At 44.2% G+C, this 22,801-nt stretch carries 15 protein-coding genes; 1 reads left to right on the forward strand and 14 read right to left on the reverse strand.

Annotated features, from left to right (window positions below; genetic code table 11):
• Positions 1-28: 28 nt before the first annotated feature.
• The 3 genes from ACMA1I_RS06055 to ACMA1I_RS06065 form a co-directional block, all read right to left on the reverse strand.
• The gene (locus ACMA1I_RS06055; protein ID WP_337067396.1) at positions 29-868 is read right to left on the reverse strand and encodes an MAE_28990/MAE_18760 family HEPN-like nuclease; all 840 of its coding nucleotides are present in this window, start codon (positions 866-868) and stop codon (positions 29-31) included.
• Positions 865-1,896, reverse strand: coding sequence for a DUF262 domain-containing protein (locus ACMA1I_RS06060; protein ID WP_337067397.1), 1,032 nt, complete (start codon positions 1,894-1,896; stop codon positions 865-867). Before ACMA1I_RS06060 ends, ACMA1I_RS06055 begins: the two co-directional genes overlap by 4 nt.
• Positions 1,897-2,061: 165 nt before the next feature.
• Positions 2,062-2,337: a hypothetical protein gene (locus ACMA1I_RS06065; RefSeq protein ID WP_337067398.1), complete on the reverse strand. Its 276-nt coding sequence runs from the start codon at positions 2,335-2,337 to the stop codon at positions 2,062-2,064.
• A 351-nt stretch (positions 2,338-2,688) separates the two neighbouring features.
• Between ACMA1I_RS06065 and ACMA1I_RS06070 the strand changes: the two genes are divergently transcribed.
• Complete coding sequence (locus tag ACMA1I_RS06070) at positions 2,689-3,903, forward strand: GAF domain-containing sensor histidine kinase (RefSeq protein ID WP_337067399.1); 1,215 nt, start codon at positions 2,689-2,691, stop codon at positions 3,901-3,903.
• Between the two features lie 138 nt (positions 3,904-4,041).
• Here ACMA1I_RS06070 and ACMA1I_RS06075 read toward each other — a convergent pair whose 3' ends face one another.
• From ACMA1I_RS06075 to ACMA1I_RS06125, 11 genes are all read right to left on the reverse strand, one after another.
• Entirely contained in the window at positions 4,042-6,477 is a 2,436-nt protein-coding gene (locus tag ACMA1I_RS06075; protein WP_337067400.1) for a TonB-dependent receptor domain-containing protein, read from the reverse strand.
• Positions 6,478-6,758: 281 nt separating this feature from the next.
• On the reverse strand, positions 6,759-7,892 hold the full coding sequence (locus ACMA1I_RS06080; RefSeq protein WP_337067401.1) for a hypothetical protein: 1,134 nt from the start codon (positions 7,890-7,892) through the stop codon (positions 6,759-6,761).
• 1,186 nt (positions 7,893-9,078) lie between these two features.
• Positions 9,079-10,209: a TIGR03364 family FAD-dependent oxidoreductase gene (locus tag ACMA1I_RS06085; protein ID WP_337067402.1), complete on the reverse strand. Its 1,131-nt coding sequence runs from the start codon at positions 10,207-10,209 to the stop codon at positions 9,079-9,081.
• 14 nt (positions 10,210-10,223) lie between these two features.
• On the reverse strand, positions 10,224-11,561 hold the full coding sequence (locus ACMA1I_RS06090) for a DUF5690 family protein (RefSeq protein WP_337067403.1): 1,338 nt from the start codon (positions 11,559-11,561) through the stop codon (positions 10,224-10,226).
• A 3-nt stretch (positions 11,562-11,564) separates the two neighbouring features.
• Positions 11,565-12,248 carry an HAD-IA family hydrolase gene (locus tag ACMA1I_RS06095; protein WP_337067404.1) on the reverse strand — a complete coding sequence of 228 codons (684 nt, stop codon included), beginning with the start codon at positions 12,246-12,248 and terminating at the stop codon, positions 11,565-11,567.
• A 16-nt stretch (positions 12,249-12,264) separates the two neighbouring features.
• Positions 12,265-13,893, reverse strand: coding sequence for an alkaline phosphatase family protein (locus ACMA1I_RS06100; RefSeq protein ID WP_337067405.1), 1,629 nt, complete (start codon positions 13,891-13,893; stop codon positions 12,265-12,267).
• Between the two features lie 68 nt (positions 13,894-13,961).
• Positions 13,962-15,455: a SusD/RagB family nutrient-binding outer membrane lipoprotein gene (locus ACMA1I_RS06105; RefSeq protein WP_337067406.1), complete on the reverse strand. Its 1,494-nt coding sequence runs from the start codon at positions 15,453-15,455 to the stop codon at positions 13,962-13,964.
• A gap of 17 nt (positions 15,456-15,472) precedes the next feature.
• Positions 15,473-18,748: a SusC/RagA family TonB-linked outer membrane protein gene (locus ACMA1I_RS06110; protein WP_337067407.1), complete on the reverse strand. Its 3,276-nt coding sequence runs from the start codon at positions 18,746-18,748 to the stop codon at positions 15,473-15,475.
• 147 nt (positions 18,749-18,895) lie between these two features.
• The gene (locus tag ACMA1I_RS06115) at positions 18,896-20,005 is read right to left on the reverse strand and encodes an aspartate aminotransferase family protein (RefSeq protein ID WP_414703870.1); all 1,110 of its coding nucleotides are present in this window, start codon (positions 20,003-20,005) and stop codon (positions 18,896-18,898) included.
• Between the two features lie 480 nt (positions 20,006-20,485).
• The gene (locus ACMA1I_RS06120; RefSeq protein WP_337067413.1) at positions 20,486-21,058 is read right to left on the reverse strand and encodes an XRE family transcriptional regulator; all 573 of its coding nucleotides are present in this window, start codon (positions 21,056-21,058) and stop codon (positions 20,486-20,488) included.
• 358 nt (positions 21,059-21,416) lie between these two features.
• Positions 21,417-22,760, reverse strand: a complete 1,344-nt coding sequence (locus tag ACMA1I_RS06125; RefSeq protein ID WP_337067414.1) for a Gfo/Idh/MocA family oxidoreductase — start codon at positions 22,758-22,760, stop codon at positions 21,417-21,419.
• Positions 22,761-22,801 lie beyond the last annotated feature (41 nt).

Genomic DNA, 22,801 nt, shown 5'->3' on the forward strand with positions numbered 1-22,801 from the left:
GACGGTACAGGGGACGGAACAAGCTGTTTTAATTTACATCAACATTAGGTACACAAGCGTCTGGAAAGGACTCTAAATATCTTTTGTCATTTATATATCCTTCAGTTTCAAAAAGTAGGACCTCCAAAAATCCAGTAATATCTTTTTTCATTCGAAAAAGCTCTTCAACAGTAAAATTGCTCCCAACTTGTGCAAATGTTTCATTACCATGGGCTAGACTATTTCTTTTGTTTTTAACTTTAAGCATCGAATTACAACTTATGTTTATTTCTGGTAATCCATAAAGTTTAAATACTTCTCTAATTTTTCTTGCATCTAAATTCCCAGAAACTTCGTTCGCTTGAGTCTCGGCTGCATAGGCTTCGTAATTGTATATTAATTTATTACCGAGTTCAGAATCTTTTATTGTTTTTAGTGCTATTTCAACAATTTCATTGAAAACATTTTCAACAGTAGTTACTATGTAATCAACCTCTTTTTTCCCTTTTACACTAAACGCTCTGTGCTTATATTTAATCCATATATTTTTAACTTCTTTTTTAAAATTATTGTAACATGCGCCTTCATTATTTATTATTCCAAAATACTCATTTAAAACAGAACTAATTGTGCCTTCTATCAGATTATAAAATAATAAAATAGTACTAGACTTTAATATTTTTATTAATTCCCCTTCTAGTTTAAATACAGACGATTCTTCCAAGTAGTTGTCAAGCGTTAAAATATCATCCTCACTTAAAACAGCTTTCTTGCTAGCGATAGAAGATAAATTACCAATTTCAGGAATATTATCTAAAACCCACACTAATGATAAATATTTATCGATTTGCGCAACTCGTTCGCGATAATCATAGATAACATCAATCATAGACCAAGTACTTTATCTCTAACATAACTTATTCTTGCTTTCAATCTAGTTGGTGTATTAGTTGAGCTACCTGTTACATGATTAATGAACTCTAATGAATTTAACCATGAACTCACTTGTGTTGTTGGATTTTTATTAACTCGAAGTGCAAGATTTACGCCAACTGAAATAGCCTCAAACCTAACTCTTGGTGTAGATATATGATTAGGGCCTTTTAAAAATCCATTTGGGAAATTTGCTTTTACATAGTTTAGCATCTCAATAAACTCATTCTCCATTTTCGCCTTATCGAAATTTTCATTTCTCGTCTTTGTGAAAGAGTCCAAAAATTCATTAACATACCCATTATATTCATCTAGACTTTCTGAATAAGCAAAAAATCGTAATATCAGCTCTTGGGGCTCACCTCTTTTAACAATTTTTGGTGAGAAACTAGTTAATTCAACAAATAATGGATGTTTAGAACATTCATAGACAAAATTAGTAAAATCACCTCTGTAACTGCCCTTTCTCTTTTCCATCGCAAGCAAAAGTACACTTCCTGAATTGATACGCTCAAAAAGCATATATCTTGCTTCTTCATCACTCTTTTCTGAAAGTACAATCATCCTTAAGCTAGTATTATTAATCTTCCTTTGTCGGCTAATTGGAAAGTCAGAAAACTTAAGTCCACTACATGCTGGTAAAATTTCCAGACCTTGCAGTTGCAGATTATTGTTTAAAAAATTGGTTAAAGTTCTTATTCTCTGCGATCCGTCTATTACTTCTAATCTACCATCAGTATTTTCAGCAGTAAAGATGTAAGGAATAGGCAAACCTAACAGTATAGATTCTATGAATTTAGATTGACGGTCATCATCCCATACAAATGCTCTCTGATATGCTGGTATAAAAATTTCATTTTCATCAGTAGCAGCATTATCCGTATATTTTTTAACAATTATTTCAACTGGATATTCTTTTACGTCATAGTCTACGATTTGCTGTTTTTCACGTATTTGCTCTTCTATTTCTTTCTCATTTATCATTTTTCATTGCCTTTATAATTTGGAATTACTACTGGTCTTCTTGATCATTTGTAGCCAGAAGCAGTTATCATTTAACAAATTTGTTATTAAATATTTTATTATTGAAGATATAAATCATACATATATATATTATATAAAAAAACCGGTGTTACCCGGTTCTTTTTGTTAGAATTCTTCCATATCAAATATGGCAGAGTACTCATCACAATTGGGACATAAGAGAAAGTAGTTTATTAAATCTACTATTCCTGATTCCCTCCAATGAATTTGCTCTTTTTCTGATAGTTCTTCATATAAAAACTCATCTCTTTTCCCTCCACATTTCCTACAGGTATTCATGTTGATATTTAAGATATCTTCAAGGCTCAATATGGAAGCAGTTTTAAACTTGTGGTTATTTGTATAGGTATTCTTCTTTTTTCTATTTCTTGATACTGGCATTTTCTTCTTTGTTTAAGTTTTGCAATGTGATTCTGTTCTTTTTGTCAAGTCTGTCATAAAACCTTATTGTTGTCTTGTCTAAGAGAATAAGATAAAGCGTACAGAACTCAAGCGGCACCTCTTTTATTTCATCTTTCTTTAGACTCTGTAGCCCCTCTAAATAGTCGCAATTCGTATAGAAGTCTGTATAGAGTGCAGAGATTGAATTAGAGCAGCTCCAAAACTGACGCTTACATTCTGGATGTTACTTCTAAGACAACATCTACTTTTAACTATTTTTGCTTAAATTTGAACTATAGCGGACAATAGCCCTAAGCTTAACTTGCCAGACTTGGTTAAATATTCTCCTTTATGATTGAAATCGAAGACGATTTGTACCAAGACCTGGAGGCAGTGAGGCAAATCCCTATTGTGCCCACCATGCTCGAAGTTATTTGCCACACCACAGGAATGGGTTTTGCGGCCATTGCACGCGTTACACAAGACAGGTGGGTAGCCTGCAGCGTACGCGACGAAGTACAGTTCGGGTTAAAGGAAGGCGGTGAACTGGAAATTGCGACCACCCTGTGCAATGAGATAAGAGATAGCCGCGAGCCAGTCTTTTTCGATCATGCCACAGAAGATCAAATCTACTGCAACCACCATACCCCCCGCCTCTATGGGCTTCAGAGCTACATATCTTTCCCCATTATTTTAAAAGACGGCACCTTTTTCGGAACACTTTGCGCCATAGATGCCAAACCGGCCAATATCAACAACCAGAAGGTTATCGGCATGTTTAAAATGTTTGCCGAACTGCTTGCCTTCCACTTGCAAAGTCAGGATCTGCTGGATAGAACGCAGCAGGCAAACCTGAAGCTAAAGAATGAGAACAGGTTATTAGCTAATTCAAATTTCGATCTCGATAATTTTGTGTACACGGCATCGCATGACCTTAAGTCGCCTTTGCACAATTTAGAAGGGCTGATTACTGTTATTTCAGCTGCCGTAGACAAAGAGGACCTAAACAGAAAGGAGATAAAGCAGATTACGGGTTATATGCAGACTTCGCTCCGCCGGCTCACTACTACTGTAAACGACCTCACTACTATTGTACAGATAGATAAAAATGGAGAAGAAGAAGAAACAGAACCCATCAATATCTTCGAAATAGTAGAAACAGTTCGGCAAGACCTCGATGCTTTGATAGTAGCTACAAAAGCAAAAATAGAAGTAAGCAGTGAAGAAAATTTGCAGATAGGCTTTTCTAAAAAGAACATGAAAAGCATACTGTACAACCTCCTGAGCAATGCTATTAAATACCGCTCCCCGGATAGGCCGCCGGAAGTGCGTGTGGCAATGGAAAAGGTGCAGGACAAAATAAAACTAACTGTAACCGACAATGGCTCTGGCATTCCTTCCGAAAAAAAGGATACTGTTTTTACCATATTTAAGCGATTGCACGACCACGTAGAAGGCAGCGGCCTGGGTTTGTATATTGTAAAACGAATGGTAGACAAGGCCAACGGCCAGATAAAGGTAAGCAGCACCTTAAACCAAGGTACTACTTTTACCATTATTCTGTAAATCAGTGGCGGGTTTACTGCTGCGGCACCACATGCTAGTGCTTCTTCCTCCAATTTGATTTCTATAATTAGCATTACTGTTCTTGATCTACCAAAGAAGCTGGCAACCGTCATTTCTAATTTTTAATTTAGCAGAGCACTAGTTCCCTCCTGCCCTGCTTTTTTCTTCTTCGGCACCTGATGTTCTGCGGCGCGATGGCGCTTCCTGCGATTTACCGAACTTGTACGTAAAGCTGAGGGTGGCAACCTGCGAGTCGCGTACCTGGTAAAAATTTTCGGCATAGCCGGTAAGAGAGGTAGCCCCTCTTGTTTTGTTAGTGAAAAAAATATCGGATACGTTCAGTTTAACAGTGGCCTTTTTATCCCAAAGCTGCTTTTGCACGCCCGCCGACAAAAACCAGATTGGCTCGATCTCCATAAACCCATACACTTCTCTGGATCTGACCACCCCTACTATTTCTGCAGACCAGTCATTTTTTAATTTCAGGGTATTGTTAGAGTTGAGGGTATAAGATGGCCGGCCATTTTTAAGGTTTGTCTGCGCCAGGTTGCCCTGGTACAGCGCGTAGTACAATGTTCCGTTGTTTACACTGCTAAACCAGCTCCCAATCGTAAACGGGGCCGAAAGCGTTATGTTGAAATAATCGAGCTGGGCCAGGTTCTCCATCTTCTGTGCCACCAGCTTTTCGGCCACCGTATCAGGCGCCAGCACCTGAATAATAACATCGGTTGTGCGGCTATAGCCAAGTTTGGTAGTAAACCGCTGGTCGTAGGTATGCGACAGTTCAAAAGAATACGATAGCTCCGGCTTCAGAAAAGGGTTGCCGGCAGAATAAGTGCTTGGGTCGAGGAAATTCTTGAACGGGTTCAGCTGGTGGTAAGATGGTCTGTTAATTCTGCGGCTCAGCGACAAGCCTACTTCATTCTTTTTACTTGCTGTATAGCCCACAAAAGCACTCGGAAAAAGTTGCGTATAGTCGCGGTCGAACTGCTGCCCATCGGTTAGTTGCTGCCCTTCGGCACGCGTGTTTTCGAGGCGCAGGCCCAGTTGCAGGCTTACCTTGCTCCACTTTTTAGAAGTATTCACATAAGCTGCCTGTATGTTTTCTTTGTATAAAAAATGATTGCTCTTGTCTGTATCCAACGTATTGCCGCCATTGCTTCGGTCGTAGAACTGCAGGTCGTTGTCGGCTGTTACCAGGCTAGTCTTCAGGCCAGCTTCCAGGGTACCTCCTACTGCGTTCCAGGGCTGGGTATAATCTATTTTTGCTGATTTAATTGTTAAGTCACCATCCAGACCGCCATGCAAGAGGTAAGCTGGCTGCGTATTCTCGTTGAGCTGGTTGTAATAATTGGTAGTAAAATCCTGAAAGTCCTGGTTGTTATACACAATGTAGTCCACATCGGCACTTATTTCCCGGCCCGCACTATCTATCGTGTGTTTGATGTTAAAGTTAAGCCCCTGGTTGTTGCGGTCGTGGCCGGCAATGGCATTTGTCAGGAAGTAGGCTTCGGGGCGCTCCGGCATATCATATATATTGGAGCGGTTAAGGTTGTTACGGTTTATATCGAGCAGGAACCCATTTGCCACCACGCCCATTACTGTTTTAGGACTGAGGTAATAATCGGCACCCACCCGCAAGGTATGGCTGTTTACAATAAAGTTAAAGGTGTTTTGCTGGTCGTAAGTGCCATTGTAGGCGCCGGTATTATCGTAGAAGCGGCGGTAAATATCGAGCTGGGTATAATCGCTCCTGTACACGTAGTTGTAGTTGCCAAATACATTAAACTTCTTTGTCCGATGGTTTAGCTGCAGCCCCTGGTTCGATTTGGCGTACTGACCTTGCCCGAATGAGGAAGTGAGCGTGCCATTGGTGCCCAGATTGCTGTCGCGTTTCAGTTTGATGTCGATAATGCCTGCGTTACCGGCGGCATCGTATTTGGCAGAGGGGTTGGTAATGAGCTCAATTTTTTCTACTGCATTGGCAGACATACCACGTAGCAGGTTGGCCAGTTCTGTGCCGGACATTTGCACAGGTTTTCCGTCTATCATCACTATTACGCCCTGGCGGCCACGCATGCTGATGTTCTCGTTCTGGTCTATGGAGACACCGGGCGCCTTTTCCAGCACCTCCAGCGCAGTACTTCCGGCTGCTACAATACTGTTCTCGACGTTCATCACGGTCTTGTCGAGGTGCTGCTCTATGAGCGGCTTCTGCCCTTCTACCACCACTTCCTTTAAATTGGTCGCCGCCTGTTTCAGCACCAGTGTCGGCAGCTGCACCTGTTCGTTGCCTGTAGTGAGCATAATGTCGGCGCTCTCGGCTTTGGTCAGGCCTACCATCATGGCCACCACGTAATAACTGCTGGCAGAAAGGTTATCAAACGCAAAAGCACCGGAGGCATCGGTGAGGGCACCTTTTACCAGCGTCGAATCTGCAACACGCAGCAGGGCCACGTTGGCAAACTCCACCGGTTGGCCTGCTTCATTTTTAACGAAACCAGCAATGCCGGCCTGCTGCGCCTGCGCCTGGCAGAACAGCAGCAAAAGCAATGGAAGTAATAAATTTTTCATAGTGTAGGTATGGTGAAGTGTTACTTGTGCGAACCAGGCTAAAGCAGCTGCCTGGCGCTACACTAAACTCTATACCAACACGTATGCCAGTTACACTACAAGCTCATTTTCAACTAAATACCCCCTACCTGCACTCAAATAACACCCCAGCATGTTTGATTATGGACAATACCTGTCTGATACCGAACACTTATGCGGAGGGTTGAAAAACAGGGATTCGGCTAAAACAAAAAAGGCTGACCTCAATGGCCAGCCTTTTTTGCTCAGAAGTCTTTTAACAATTACAACACGGTGTTTATTCTGGATACAAAAATATCGTGTGCTTGTTGCGCTGTCAGGATATGGCCTTGTTTCTGAGCCTGGTCGGCTAGTTCAAATCCTAAACGGGCAGCTGCCATACGCTGAATTGGTGTTCCGTGGTGGCCGGAGTTGGTAAAGCCACAATCGCCGATCTGGAAGAATAATGTAAAGAACTGCTCCACTCGTTTCTTGTTGTAGGTTGCACCTCGTTTGTGCGTCATGTAGTAAGCCGCCAAAAAGTCTGCCTCCAGTTCGGTGTAGCGCGTAGCTTCTGCAGGGTCTGCAGCGGCACCGTTAGGGTACCAGGAAGCAAAGTTTTTAAACTGAATCTGGTGAGCCCACTCATGTGCCAGAATCCCCGTCCAGACAATGTCCTGCTCAATTCCGGTTTCAGACAACATAGATACAATTCCATCTCCAATCACGATCAGGTTTCTGTAAGTAGTGGCAAAACCATCAAGAGCGAAGAAAGGATTCTCCGGTAAATTCGGAGATAAGGTATTGAAATATAAGATCTCATCGGCTATAGCATAGGCTTCTTCTCTGCTATTCACATTAACACCTACCAATTCATACACATCAGCCAGCTTTTCCCGATCGTTTAGCGTGGCAGTGTGCTGCCCGTTAATTTGAATCTGGTTTGGCATATTCCAGAATTTCTCAAGCTCTCTTTTGCGTTTAGCTACAAAATTGGTGTACTCTCCCTTTTCTCCAAAGTACTGCTCCGACGTATCGAAGTAAGCCGAGTATAGGTTCAGGTCTGAGTACAGATAAAAAATATCGGCATATTCTGCCGGTCCGAAAATAGAGTACAGGTCGTTTACAAGCGGATTCAGGTATTTATTCTGTACAGTAACAAACTGTGTCGGGCTACACTCACTAGGCTCTACCGCCTCGTTAAGTAAAAGTTCTCTGAAGCTCTCGCTCAGAGGTGCAAAATTAGAAGGCCTTCTCAGGGCTAAACCATTTGGCACTGTCAGTCTAGTCGAAGCTGCGATACCAACATTCTGAGAGTTTGAAAGTGATTCTACTTTCATGTCTTCCATTTCTTTTTCGCAGGAAACTGTGAAAAAGCCAAGCCCAAGGCACAGCAATAAAATCTTCGATCTTTTCATGTATAAGTATGTCTCAAGTAAAGGTTTAAAAATTATAAATTATTGTGAATTATTAAGAGACACTAACATTAGAGTAGAAAAATCTGATGCCATCACTATTCTTTTTTCTAAAAGAACCATATTTAAAGATAAGTGAGGCAATTGCAGTTTAAACAACGGGCATTTTAGGTTATTTTATTAATAAATTATACTATACAGCTAAACATTACTTTTCACACAAAAATATATCACTGATCAAATTATTGAAATTAACTTATTTAAAATATTTTGCACTTTTGCAGCAACAAATTATATTGAAAGAAATATTAATGCAGCTTATACTGGAGCAAAGCCATTATTAAAATACTGCTGTACCTGGCTTTCTCCTGAGGCGGTAGTCTGCTACCTGACAAAGGGACTACCTTTACAATTTGGTCAATGTCCTTTCCAAATGCTCTACTTCGGCTGGAATTTGGTTTGGCTTCAGATCTAGAAGCTGTTAAGTCAGAGCGGCTGTAGTGGACTTCTGCACGATATGTGTTTTAAACTCTTGGTTGAGCCTGAACTCATGTTTTAAGATCCCTTTTCCCTTCGGCAATCTAATACTCATTTGCCTCGCCACTGTCTGTTATGCTAATGTCAATGTCTGCTGCTTTTAACTTTTCCCATACTCGATGCTGAAGTACCGTATGCCCCGGCCAGATTAGTGAATAAGCCTACTAGCTTGTCTACTGAGAGTGGCAAGTGCCATTAATAAGAGTTTTAGGCAACCTTCTATGCTCAAAAGCTAATACAGGCTGTAGCCCTCGATCATCTTGAATAAGCATCGGTAATCAGAGACAGGTTGTTGAATTCTGGCCCAACATAGATATAGATCATGTTCTATATCCAGACTTGCTCAGTATCAAGGATTGGAGCTATTTAATTAAGTTAGGATACTTCATCAGAAGATAAGTAGAGTGTGTAGTCTTAGGCACAGATTTTTATGACAGATGAACCAGACAGTGTGCCGATTCCTATTCCTACCCATGGTGTGATCCCGCTCTTCTGCAGGGGCTCCCGTAGTAGAAGATACGGCTTTTTGGCACCGACCCAGCGATCTCCCTTCCGATGGCAGTGACCAAATCCAATGCATAGATTGGGCAGCACGTTCATCCTGGATAACCAATAAAATGAATTTAAATAACCATGAAATAATTTACTACGCCTAACAGCTCGATATACAATATTCGGCAAGGCCAAAAGAAAGGGTCATCCCCGCACCACCAAGCGCATTTAAAATGGTAACGTTGCTATTTGGTTCAAGCAGCAGGTGATCTTCACCATTAGTCATCTTAGCATAAACACCGTTCCAGGACTCAAGCAGGCCCCAATCTTTAAAAGTTGCAAAGCGCTTCAGGTAAGCAAGAATAAGTTCGTTAATATGCTGCCTGTCGAACGGATCGTGGCAGAGACCGTATTCGTGCGAATCCCCAATAGTCAGTTCAGCTTTGCCATTCTGGCTTACCATTACATGGATGCCCCATTTAAAGTACTCGGGCAGTTCCGATTCCAGTATTTTACGTAGCTCTTCTGTTGCTGCAGCAGCCGCAAAGGACTTGTAGTGCAGCATAGACAGTCCTCCGCAGAGTGAAGGGCCAATACTCCAGTTTTCGGGCTGGGTGACAAGACGCATCATCTGCAGTTTGCATTTGGTTATTTCTAGGGAACCAAACAGCTTAGGATATAGAGTTTCAAAGTCAGCGCCGCTGCATACATATATTTTATCAGCTTTCTGAGACTCTCCCGCACCGGAGTAAACAGTTGCATCATCAATCCTGTTGATACAGCAGCCCCATTTGAATTCAACATTCAGTTGCTCCTGCAGATAAAGTGCAACCTTAGGTATAGCCTCCCTTGGATCCACGATCAATTCTTCAGCGCTCCATAGGGCGCCCTTAAGCCCCCGAGGATTGACAGCTTCTGACTTCTTTCGTGTTTCTCCAGTCGATAGCATTAAACACGGACGTTCTCGCTCATAAAGACCTGTAAACTCCTCCATGACCGCAAGTTCTGCATCACTATATGCCAGATGCAGCGATCCTGAAGGAGCATACCATATTCCTGCCGAATCACATATTTCCTGCCAGATTTCCCGCGACCGGCGAGCCCACTGGTAGGCTCGCCCTTCCGGCTGGCCTATGGGCCAGATCATGCCGAAGTTTCGAATCGATGCTCCTACAGCGCGTTTGTTTCTTTCGTATACAGTTACCTTATATCCTTTTAATGCAAGGGCCCTTGCACAAGCCAGGCCTACTATACCGGCACCAACAACGATGGCTGTTTTATTTGATTTCATTCTGTAAATAATGATTATGTTTTAATAATTTGTACCTCCCCACGCGGAACTGAAAATGCATCTGTCCCGGTATTATCTTTGATTCTGACCTTTTTCGTATAGAAATAGGCCAGAGAAAAGCAGACGGCAAGACCGGCTAGCAAAGAACATAGGAGTAAGGCGTGCTGAAAGAAAGCTGTCCAGCTAAGATTAACAAAAGCGAACTCGCGAACAAACAGAACAGCTACACTGCCCAGATAACCGGTAGAGTCGGCCACATACATAATAAAGCCGATGTTACCTGCCTGGTGATAACTAGCAATCAGTCTTTCAAAAAAGATTGCATTATAAGGAATATAGGCCATGTAAAGTCCCAGTCCGGATATAACCATCCAATTCATACCGCTTAGGGCCTCCTGCAGGTAAAGAAACGTTGAAATACCTGCCAATAGGCAGCCAGTCAGGATCATGACGTGTATAAGGGCGAAAGCTACAAAATTTCTACGCACGAGGATAAGAAGGCTCATCAGCGCCAATACAATAATGGCAATCACTGAATCGGTTTTCGCATATATATCCTGATTTACAAAGCCCAGGTTGGACCAGATCTCTACCTGGAAGTTGTCGCGAATATCCCTCAACACGGTGAATAGCAAGTATGCAAATACGGTGAGTATAATACCGGGAAGGAAGTCCGACAAGAAAGCCCTTCGCTGTGCTGCATTCATCGGAGCCCTCAGCGTACGCATTTCTATATCCTTTTTTGTTGGCGGCGGCACCGCTTCCAGCAATAGAACAAAAATAAGCAGGGGCACTACAAACAGTAGCCCGGTGGCGAAAGGCATCCAATATTCTGCAACGCCCAGATCATCAACCAAAGTCCTGGCAACCGTTTTTATAAAGCCAGATGCAAATACCAGCGAAATGCTCATAACAGCTCCAAGAAACTCTGTGATCCTTCGCCCTTCCAGGAATGAAAACACCAGCCCCCAAATTAATCCTAATGGTAATCCATTAAGAAACATACATACGATATTATATGGAGCCGGTACAATTGCAAACCCCAGCAGCGCTATCCAGGCTATACTGATGAGCAGAACTATTTTCCAGCCTCTCTTCTCATGACCCAGCTCGGAGATGAACCTGATACCATAAAACTTACTTAACATATAACCGAGGATCTGAGCACTAATTAGCCAGAGCTTATAATTAATGCCTAAAAATTCTGCCTCTTCATAAAGCCCAGCAGTGAATGCTTTCCGGAAAGCATACATACTGGTATAACACCCGAAGGCTGCTGAAGCAGTGATTAGCGAAATAACAACATAGGGATACCGACTAATCTTACCACTGATAGAAGCAGTTAAGCCCATTATTTAAGCCTTGATAATATCGATTACCTCAGCGATATCGGATATGATATGGGTAGGATCATAAGCACGTAGTTCTTCAGTTGTAAAAGTGCCGGTAGAAACGCCTATAACATATTTACATCCCGCATTCTTTCCTTCGTTAATGTCCACCTCTGTATCACCCGCCTTGGCCACCAGCGACGGATCATCAATGCCTGCCTGCTTCATCAGGGAATGGATCATGTCTGGGTACGGTCTTCCTTTAGCAACCTCATCTGAGGCGATCATATAATCTACAAGGCCCCGTTCGAACCATTGTAGTTGCTTTACGATCACATCGGCAATGTCTCTTGAAAAGCCGGTATTAATGGCCACTATAATACCCAAATCATGGAGGGTTTGCATGGTTGATTCAACATTTGGCAAAGGGATGGTTGTTTCCGGCTCAGAATAAAACACCTTCAAATCATTGACAAATGCTTGGTGTATCTCCTTGACCACTGTTTCGGTATATGCCTCGGCTTCCCCAGCTTCCTTTAGTATCTCTTTGATAGCAAAATGTTTTTCATACCCCATGAAGGGATTGATCTTCTCCAAGGGCAGAAAAAATCCGCACGTTTTCAATGCGTTCTGAAAAGCCTTCGCAACTTCGTTATCATCCTTTACAGTAGTTCCAGCAATATCAAAGACCATTAGTTTAATACTCATATTTGTTGTTTATCAGTTATTCAATACTTTTAAGGAACAATTTGTCGGCGGGTATAATCTGCTTGGCTATACCCGGACCTTTATAAAAGACATCCAGCCAGTATCCTCCTCCTCCGTTGAAGAACTCCACACGGATAGGATTCCTGCCTTTTTTCAATGTTATTTTGCCAATCCGTTCTCTTACACCGTGGCTGCCATCGTTGTCTACCACCTCCTCGTCATTCAGGTAAACCTTGCTTCCGTCATCAGAATGGGCATAAAAGGTGTACTCTCCATCCCTGTCTATCTCTAAAAAACCTTCATAAACAAGTCCGAAATTAGGATTCCCTCCGGTTATAAGTTCATTTATCTGTTCTCTATCTATCTGAAACTCATGACTTACCCAGCGTGAGCTGGGCTGAATGCTTTTTAATACCGGTAGGAACTTCCAGTCTGCGCCCTGATAGAAAGAAGTTGATAATCCGTTCCCGTGTTCCTCAGACAAAATCCTGAAATATGCCACTGTACTTAAGCTCTCGTTACCACTGGCATCGAAGGCCTTTGCTTTGACAACGCTTGTCTTCTCTAAACTAAATGGCTTTTCGTATATAGCCGAACGTGGGCCTGGTTCAGAGCCATCCGTTGTAAAACGAATTGTTACATCCTCAGAGGGTTCCTTTATACTAACCTCTGCCATCCGTCCAATATAAAGTCCTCCAGCCTGCTGATAAAGATCTCTTTTAGGGTATATTACAGGCGCAGTAATCAGGATCTTCTCATCCTCATTACCTTCAGGTTCTTCGTAACCCCTAAAGGCAGCTTTTACCGGTCGGCCTATCCAACTGTAGGGAATTTTCAGCTGTAGCGCAAAAGCAATGGTTGCAGCTACATCGTACATATAAACCGGCTGAGTCACTAGATATTTCTGTTTAACTGCTTTTCCGCTAAGCACTACAGGCACCGTTATTTCTTCCTTCGAATCTCCGCCATGACCATAGCCTATACCGCCATGGTCGCTGGTAATCATTATCAGTGTCTTGTCGCTGATACCTGCCCGATTAATTTCATTCATGATCATCCCTACCAGGGAATCGATCCTTCCCACAGCGTCCAGATAGATCTGGGTGCCATGCCCATTACCATGTCCAGCCCCGTCCACATCATCCAGATGAATAAATGTGAAGTGCGGCTTCTTTTGGCTTATATATGCCGCCGCCGCTGTGGCGGTGGAATCAGCCGTTGAAAACGTCCGGTCGAAACTAAGGCTCTCCTTGTTATAAAGTCGCCCAAAACCATCCCACTGGTAAATAGAAGCAATTTCTGCTTGGGGTCGCTGTTTTCTGAGGATACTGAATATAGAAGGGAAACGGCCGTCTTGTCCGCTCACAATGGGTTCTATAGCATGATCATCCAATTCCCACTCATTGTTAATAATGCCATGCTGCTCCGGACCGGCCCCCATAATCATGGAGGCCCAGTTCGGACTGCTTACTGATGGTAGAACCGTACGAGCATTCCAGCACACGCTTCCATTTAAAATCAGACTATCTAGTACCGGAGTTTTTGCGTTTTTAAGTCCTTCGACGCTCAACCCATCGATTCCAATAACGACCACATGTTCGATACCGTCCGGAAAACCGTCTTTTGTTCGCGAGCAGGATGCCATAAGTCCAAAGAGCATCATACTATAAATGACTGGCTTGATTTTTTTAACTATCATCATCTTAGCCCTGGCTATTTGGCCCACCACACTTTAGTGCTTAATTCATCACTCCCCAGCAGCTGCACGGCATTCTTATAATTTTGTTCATTAAGCCGCATTTCGTCTGCGGGATAGAGAACTCTCTGTGGTATGTGACCGGGACTAACCGGGCCTGCCACTATGTGCGGGAAACCAGTCCTTTTCCATTCAGACCATGCTTCAAATCCTACTAAGTAAAGACTCAGCCATTTCTGAAGCCAAATCTTTTCAATTTTCTGCTGCTTTGTCCCTGTATAGCTGACGGCAGCCTGTTCATAATATGCCGCATCGGCATCTACATCGGCCGCTTTCGGGAAATCGTAGTTGGCAGGAATTCGGCTTGAGTAATAGGTAAATTGCATCTTGATACCATTCAGATAATGCTCGGCTGCTCTAGACGAACCGCCTTGTAGGAATCCTTTTTCAGCAGCCTCAGCCAATATAAACTGCACTTCGGAATAGCTCAGCAGTATGCTCTGTGCTGCAACAGGAGAAGCAAGAGGATTGTATTGCAATGGGGCCCATAGCATACCAGGAGGAGAATATTTAGCAGGATTATCCCAGTCGCCTGTACCATTTATGGCACCTGCATAACCTACATCAGCCAGAGAAGCTGGCAATGCAAAAACATATAGACGCGGATCGTTAAGCGATTGCAGGTAATTCACCAGCGTGTTAGAGGCTCGGTAGCTGATCCCGTAATCGCTGTTACTGTTACGGTAAAAAGGTGCTTCATTTGCACGCGTATCTGCCAGATACTGCAGCGCCGCCTGATCACTGTGTGATGTAAATAAAGGATACCGAACCGGATCAGAAATGATCCTCTCCATCTGCGCAGTAGGATTCACTCTGTTGGATTGGCGCATCAGCAGGCGGAGCATTAAACCAGAACTGAATTTCTTCCAGTTTTGAATGTCGCCGCTATACAATATATCCCCGTTAACTGATTCACTCGAAGTTCCCAGCAGCGATACGGCTGTCTCCAGATCAGCCAGCAAGCCAGCGTAAACAGCCTCTTGGCTTTCGTATACAGGTGTTGTTATATTGCTGTATTTAACACTAGCGGCCTCACGAAAGGGGATCGGTCCGTACAGATCGGTCAGGTTCTGAAAGAGCCAGGATCGCAGAACCAGCGCTATACCCTTGTAGTTATTATACCCCTTCTCTTCCGACAAGGCGATGATTTCGTTTAGGTCGCGTATGTACGAGTAAAAACTCCAGTTGTAATAACTTTCCGCTTCAGATCTTGTCCAGTTGGAAAAGTTGCTCGCATAGGCCGAAGCCAGTTGGTCAGCCGCAACACTTCCCCTGGAAAATGAATTTCTCAAATTAGCATTTGCCGAAGATCGTATGATATGTGCCAAGAGAAAACCGGGGTCTTCAATCGACTCTGGGGCATTGGGGTTCTTGTTAATTTCTTCAAGATCCTTTGTGCAACCTATCACCAACAATAGGGTCGCGATGAGCATCAGTTTTAATGTCTTCATTTCTTTGGTAATTATTCTTAGAAACTAACGTGCAAGCTTACTCCCAATTCACGCGAAGAAGGCAGACTCATATTTTCAAACCCGGGGATCAACCCGTTTCCTGCTGTGGCAACAGAAACTTCCGGATCGAAATGCCTGTTGCTGCTTGGCGTAATCAGAAAAAGGTTTCGGCCTGTTAGATTGAGAGTCGCCTTCTGTATGAATGTTCCGGCTATCAGTTTTTGAGGCAGTGTATACCCTACCGTAAGTTCCCGTAACTTAAAATAGGTTGCGCTGAAGAGCTGGGCTTCGGTAATATGATCCATCCGGCCTTTGTAAAAATACCTGATATCTGTGCCATATACCCCAGAGCTGAATGTGCCGTCTGTACTGGTGTTATTGGGCTGATATGATCCGTCAGGCATCTGTGCCGCTCCCGGAATAAAGTAGGGGTCTAGGTACTCCTGCCCTACCGGCCGGGCAGACCTGCCTTCGGCACTTTCAGCCAGCTGACCGGCACCGACAGCCTTATTATAAAATCTGGAAATAAACTTTCCACCTACCTGACCGCCTACCAGAGCATAAAGCGAGAAATTTTTGAACGAAACTCGGTTTGACAGGCCTGCAGTCCAATCGGGATTGATATTTCCTAAGTTGATATCTTCGCTCGTTGCCTTAGCATTTCCGTTTGGAGTAATGATGATCTTACCTTTCAACGGTCCGTCAGGTACCCTCTCGAATCCTGGGCCCCATATTGCGCCCATTCGCTCACCTGCGCGGGCCTGTATCGAGGCTTCTTCTCCCGGTGCCGCCTGTACAAGTTTATCAACCTCATCGGTGAGGGATATCACCTTGCCAAAGTTTTTTGCCCAGTTCAGGGAAACGTCCCACCTCAGCGAACTGTAATGAGAAACTGGAGTGCCCGAAAGCATTACCTCAAAACCAGTATTTCTTATTTCTCCGGCGTTTATGGCCCTGGAAGCGAAACCTGAGCTGGATACCAGTGGCAGTGCTACGATTTGGTTCTTTGAACGTATATCATAATAGGTTACATCAAAAGCCAGCCTGTTGCTCAAGAAGCTCCATGCCGTCCCAAGCTCGTAGGTAGAAATAATTTCAGGCTTCAGATTAGCATTCGCCAGGGAGGAACTTCCAGACAGTGCGGGCTGGTCACCCCACTTCTGCTGATTAACATAGGCATTGATCAGCTGATACGGTGCTGCGTCATTTCCTACTCTCGCCCAGCTTAAGCGTACCTGTGCCTGGTTGGCAAAATTCGGTATCGCGAGCAGCTTTTTTAGGTTTGTGTTAAGCCCCACAGATGGATAAAAATAGGAGTTGTTATTCTGCGGTAGCGTGCTTGACCAATCGTTCCTGGCTGTCAGATCCAGATGGAACAGGTCCTTATAACCAAAATTAGCGAGGGCATAAACACTGTTGATACGCTTCTTCATTTCGCTCGACGAGACATAACTCTGTGCCGATGTATTGGACAGGTTGTAGATACCTGGAATAAGCAGTTCGGGTATGCCAGCTACATTGGAACTATGCGAGAGATCGAATTGGTTAGCACCTCCGGAAAGCGTGAGCTCAAGATCATCACCAGTAAACAGCTTCTTATAGGTTAAAAGAAAATCGCTGTTGCGCTCCATGTAACCTAAACGCTGTATTTCATAACGGCCTTTAGGCGAGCTGATTTCACTGTAAGATGTTCGTGTCGGCCTCTCGTCGTTATAATAATCGAGCGCAGTCCTCACTTTAATATCCAAGTGCTCGTTTAAAATGTACGTAAGATCCACATTCCCGAAAACATGATTTTTATTCTGTCCCTTGGTATTTTCGTACATCAGGAAGAACGGATTATTATGATTCTCACCGTAATTGTACTGGAATTGACGGGTTCCTTCAAGGCCTTTCTGCCAATATTCTTTGAGGCTGTTGGTATTAACATTTCTGTTCATCCAGGTGAAGAAATACATCACCGTATTCCGACCATACCCGTTGTCTGGCCGGTTTGAGCTTTGCGTATTTGCGTAGGTTAGGTTAATGTTGGAGCTAAGCTTCTTGGAAAGCATATACCCGGTACTGATGCTTGCCTGGTACCGGTCCAGGTTATTATTAGGGATGGTACCCGTCTCGTTCAGTGCCGTCATTGACAGGCGGTAATGTCCTTTATCGCTGCTGCCTGAAAAAGCAAGGTTGTTATAAATTTTTCGCCCGGTCTGAAAGAAATCCTTGATATTGTCCGGCTGAGATACCCATGGGGTGGCTATAATATCGCCCCTATTATTTAAACTTACATCCGCACCACGAAATCCGTTGGTTGTTGGCGAATCGAACTGCGCGTGTAACGTACCTACATCCAGCCGCGGGCCCCAGCTTTCATCGTAACCATCCTGTAGTCCATCAGGGTAGGCCGACCAACTGGCACCGAAGTTTGATCCTTTATACTCTCCATTACGTCCTGCTCCGAATTCGTTCTGAAACTTAGGCAGCCGGCCTACTTTACCAACAAAATAATAGGAGTTAAAATCAACTCCCACACCACCCTTGTTTCCTTTCTTCGTGGTGATCACAATAGCACCATTCGCAGCCCTAGAGCCATAAAGAGCAGAAGCCGCAGGGCCTTTTAATACGTTTACAGACTCAATATCGGCCGGGTTAATCGCTGCGGCGCTGTTTCCATAATCAGCGCTATTGTTTACTGTCGGGTCATTTGCTACAGGTGTACCGTCAATGACAAAAAGCGGCTGGTTGTTTTGCATCGATAAAGACGACTCCCCCCTGAGCGTGATCCTCGCCGACGACCCAATGGCCCCTCCGCTGACGATGTTGACGCCAGCAATTTTACCAGATAATCCACTGATAAAGTTAGAAGCAGGAGCATCGTTTATATCTTTTGAACTGATCTGTTGGGTGGCGTATGCAAGCGTCTTTTTCTCACGCTCAATCCCCAGCGCAGTAACGACAACCTCGTTCAGGCTATGTGCTTCTTCAACCAATACAACATCAACAGAGGAGCGGTTGGCAATTGCTACTTCCAAGGTCTGGTATCCCAGGAAAGAGAACACTAGCTTATCATCTGCAGAATGTGACAAGATGCTGTAATTACCCGATCCATTTGTATGCGTAGATGACGTACTTCCCTTGATCCTGATGCTCACGCCAGGCATTGTCTGCCCGGCCTGGTCAGTCACTGTTCCCTCTACCCTTTCTGCCTGCTGAGCCATTGCCATACTGGACAGCAGCAGGCAAACCAGTAAGCTGTGTACTCCCCTTTTTAAATAATTTAACAAGTGAATAAAAATTTCCATAATTTTGTCTATATCTTTTAATTGATGAGCGGCATTTCGGGTTAAGAAATTTGCGAGGTTTCGAACCTGAAATGCTGCTTGTTAGCCTTTTTTAAGTGCGGGAAAGTTTATTTTTACTTTCTATAAAATCCTCCTTTCGTTATATTACTACATGTTAACAATTAGCGCTTCTTCTATAATCTGAACTGCATGCTCTAGTTCTTGTTTTGTAGAAACCAGTGGGGGATAGAGGCAAAGGATATTACCGGATGATACTTTTATGCTAAGGCCTTTTGAAAGACAAGCGTAGAGCATCTTCTCTGCAAGTACATAATTCTCTTTGCATGTCTCTCTGTCGGTTACCAGTTCAATACCCCAAAGCATCCCTACCCCTCTTACATCACCGACTGTTTCGAATCTCTCTATTAATTGGTTCAGCCGCTCAAAGAGGTACAGACTCATCTCCTGAACATGTCCGAGTACTCCATATTCTTCCATGTAGTCGAAAGCGGCAAGAGCAGCAGCTGCCCCGAGCGGATTTTTTTCGTGAGTAAAATGTCCAAGCGATACATGACCGGCTACATTAAGCTCTTCCTTGCATAGAACGGCAGCCATCGGGATGATTCCTGCACCAAGTCCTTTTCCGAGAACAAGTATGTCTGGCAGGATACCATATTGCTCAAAGGCAAACATCGTCCCGGTACGGCCCATGGCTATGGGTATCTCGTCCAGGATAAGCAGGACCTTATACCGGTCGCAAATTTCCCTGATCCTTTTCCAGTATTCCTTCGAAGGGATGTGCATTGTGGTGCTTCTTACCGTTTCAGCAATCAGGGCCCCTACATCTCCTTCTTTTTTTATCACATATTCTATATAATCAGCATAGGCTATATCGCCCAGGCGGGAATCTGGATTGTACCACATCCCCCTGTAGTTATCTACCGGAGGTACATGAATGCTGCCTGTAAGCAAAGGGCCCAGGTCTTGTTGGAAACTGTAATCTCCGCCGATCGAAATGCTATCCATGGAAGCTCCGTGAAATGCATCGTACATCGAGATGGTTTTAAACTTCCCAGTAGCTAACCTTGCTAATTTCAAAGCGATACTGACAGCCGAAGTGCCTCCGGGAGTGAACAGGACCCGGGAAAGCCGTCCATTGCATAGCTGTTTGAGCCGTTCGGCTAATTCAATTGCGGGAAGATTAGTAAACCGACGCGGAGAAAAAATGAGACTGTCCATCTGTGNGTGAACAGGACCCGGGAAAGCCGTCCATTGCATAGCTGTTTGAGCCGTTCGGCTAATTCAATTGCGGGAAGATTAGTAAACCGACGCGGAGAAAAAATGAGACTGTCCATCTGTGCCTTCACACGGTCAAGGATATAGTTATTCTTATACCCCAGCTGATGCACATTATTTCCATGGAAGTCCATATATTCCCTGCCGGCCGTGTTTACCATGGAAATACCACAAGAATCGGAAACTACATCTAGACAGGGAGTTGATAGTGACTGATGGAGGAAATGCCTGCTATCCCGTTCCAGTAATCCGATTGTATCCGGATCAAGATTCGCGTGTATCCAGGCGGCTCTTCGGGATGTATTATTGATGTCACCTTCAAGAAAAGAATGGGAATTGCTGTGCATTGCCTAACGTTAAATTGTTAAGCAAATCTAAACTTTGTTTATTATTATTAAACAAAGTTCAAATTAAGATATTGTTAAACAAGTTGGGTCTGAACAAGGATTAGAAGAGAAAACGCTATTGTTCAAAAAAATAAATAACCAGCATAACAGCTTTACCCTCACCACTGTTTCGTGGAGTATGCGGAATTCTACCGTCAAACAACATCGAGTCACCTTCACTCAAGGTTACTACTTCATTTTCAAAGCAATATTCAATTGTACCTGTAATTATATACTTATACTCAAAGGCTTCAGTCACAACCATTGGCCTGCTCGCATTGGGTTCGAGCTCCAGCAGAACGATGTCTACAGTAGACTGCTCTATATTCCGAGTGAAAATTCTGTGATAATGAAAACCAAGGGCATGTTCTTTTTCAAAGTAGTAGTATTCATGATGGCGTTTTACCAAGATAGTCTTACCTGTACTTGCGGTATCAATCTCTCTGAAGAAGACATTGAGGTCCACCTCTAGCGCCTTAATAATACCAATCAGTACCATAAGGGATGGTATTGCTCGGCTGTTTTCTATTTGAGATATCAATCCTTTACTCACAGAGGCCTTGTCTGCCAGTTCCTGTATTGTAATTCCCTTATTCTTTCTGCGTTCCTTAATCTGGTTGCCTATCTGGACCAAAATATCTTCGTTCATGTTATGGGCTTTAGCCAGTAAAGATATAAAACAAACAGAAAAGTGGTTATCTCTCTAAAGGTGCTTTACCTGGCGCACCAGCACAAACTGGGTAATGTCACTCTGTAATGGTAGTCTGACGGCCCAACAGCTATCAATCTGGTTTGGGGACAGGGAACAGCTGGACTTGAAGTGAAAAGCACGTCAAAAATTTGGTCCTTCTGACATAAGGACTCACGCCAGAACAGTAAATGGAAGTAAGGAAATGATACAGTTTAAATTATAGTATGGTCGTGGCTTAAGAAAAATAAGGAGCCTCTCTCCCTTTACACTCGGAAAGAGGCCCCTGCTCCTTTACATTGCCTGTTACAGAACTGCTTTAGCTCACTACCACATCCTGCTTGGCTTTATCGAAAGAAACCCGCTTACCTGTTTGCATGGCAATACGCGTCATAATATTAGCCACGGAATGGTTGTAGCCTGCTCTTACTGAAGCGTTGGGGGTTTTTCTACTTCGAACGCACTCCATCCAGTTGCGCATGTGGAGCGAGGTAGTTGGGTCGCCTCCCATGTTGGCCTCAGTACCGGCTGCTCCCTGGCTCGGCAAAGTAAAGTCTGCCAGCTGGTTTGCCTGCAGGCCCATGGCACTTGCCTGCCTCTCCGCCAGGCCGCCCTCTGAGGTAACTTTGTTGGTGTCGAGGTTTAGCATCCCGCCATTGGAGTAGTAGAGCTCTTTTACGCCACCTGCCGAATTACTGAACCTGGAAGTGTACACCACTTGAAATCCTTTGGCAGGGTCTGCTTCGGGTCCATAGTCGAAAACGGCGGTCATGGTATCGGCATTTTCTCGGCCATCCTGCCACATGTAAATACCTCCGTTTGCCACCACACTGCGCGGATACTCCAGCCCCGTAAACCAGTGCACCGTGTCTATCTGGTGCGACATCCATTGCCCCGGAATACCCGAGGAATAAGGCCAGAACAGGCGGTACTCCAGGTACTTGCGCGGGTCCCAGGCCACTTTGGGGCGGTCCATCAGAAAGCGGTCCCAGTCAGTGTCCTTCTGCCGGATTTCTTTTACCAGCTCCGGCAGCCGCCAGCGGCCAGGTTGGTTTACGTTCCAGCTCATTTCCACCATTTTTATGTCGCCGAACTTGCCGGACCGGATGTATTCGTTGGCTGCTATGTAGTTGGGGGCACTGCGGCGCTGTGAGCCAATCTGCACAATTTTGCCGGTTTCTTCTACCGCTTTCAAAATGGCGCGTGCATCTTCCATGGTTTCGGCCAGTGGTTTTTCTATGTACGCGTCTTTGCCATTTCGCACGGCCTCCACTCCCATCAGCGCATGCTGAAAGTCGGCGGTGCTGATGATCACGGCATCCAGGTTTTTGCTGGCGTAAAGCTCGTCGTTGTTCCGGAACTTCTTCAGCTTAGCACCCGACTTAGATTTTACAAAAGCCTCAGCCTCGTCGCGGCGGCGGTTCCAGATATCGGAGACCCCCACAAACTCAAAATTTAGCTCCTTGGCATAATTCATAAAGGCCGGAAAAAGCGAGTCTTTAAACCGGTTCGAAAACCCCACTATGCCCACCTGCACCCGATCGTTGGCACCCAATATGCGGCTGTAGCTACTGGCACTAAAGCCCATAAGTGAAAATCCGGCAGTGCCGATCGCAGCTTTTTTAAGAAACTCTCTGCGGGAGTTGTTATCCTTGGTATTCATATGCAATGGCTATGATGTGAACAAGTACTATATTTAACAGG

Origin of the sequence: Pontibacter sp. 13R65 (genome assembly GCF_047525655.1) — a bacterium.
GTDB lineage: Bacteria > Bacteroidota > Bacteroidia > Cytophagales > Hymenobacteraceae > Pontibacter.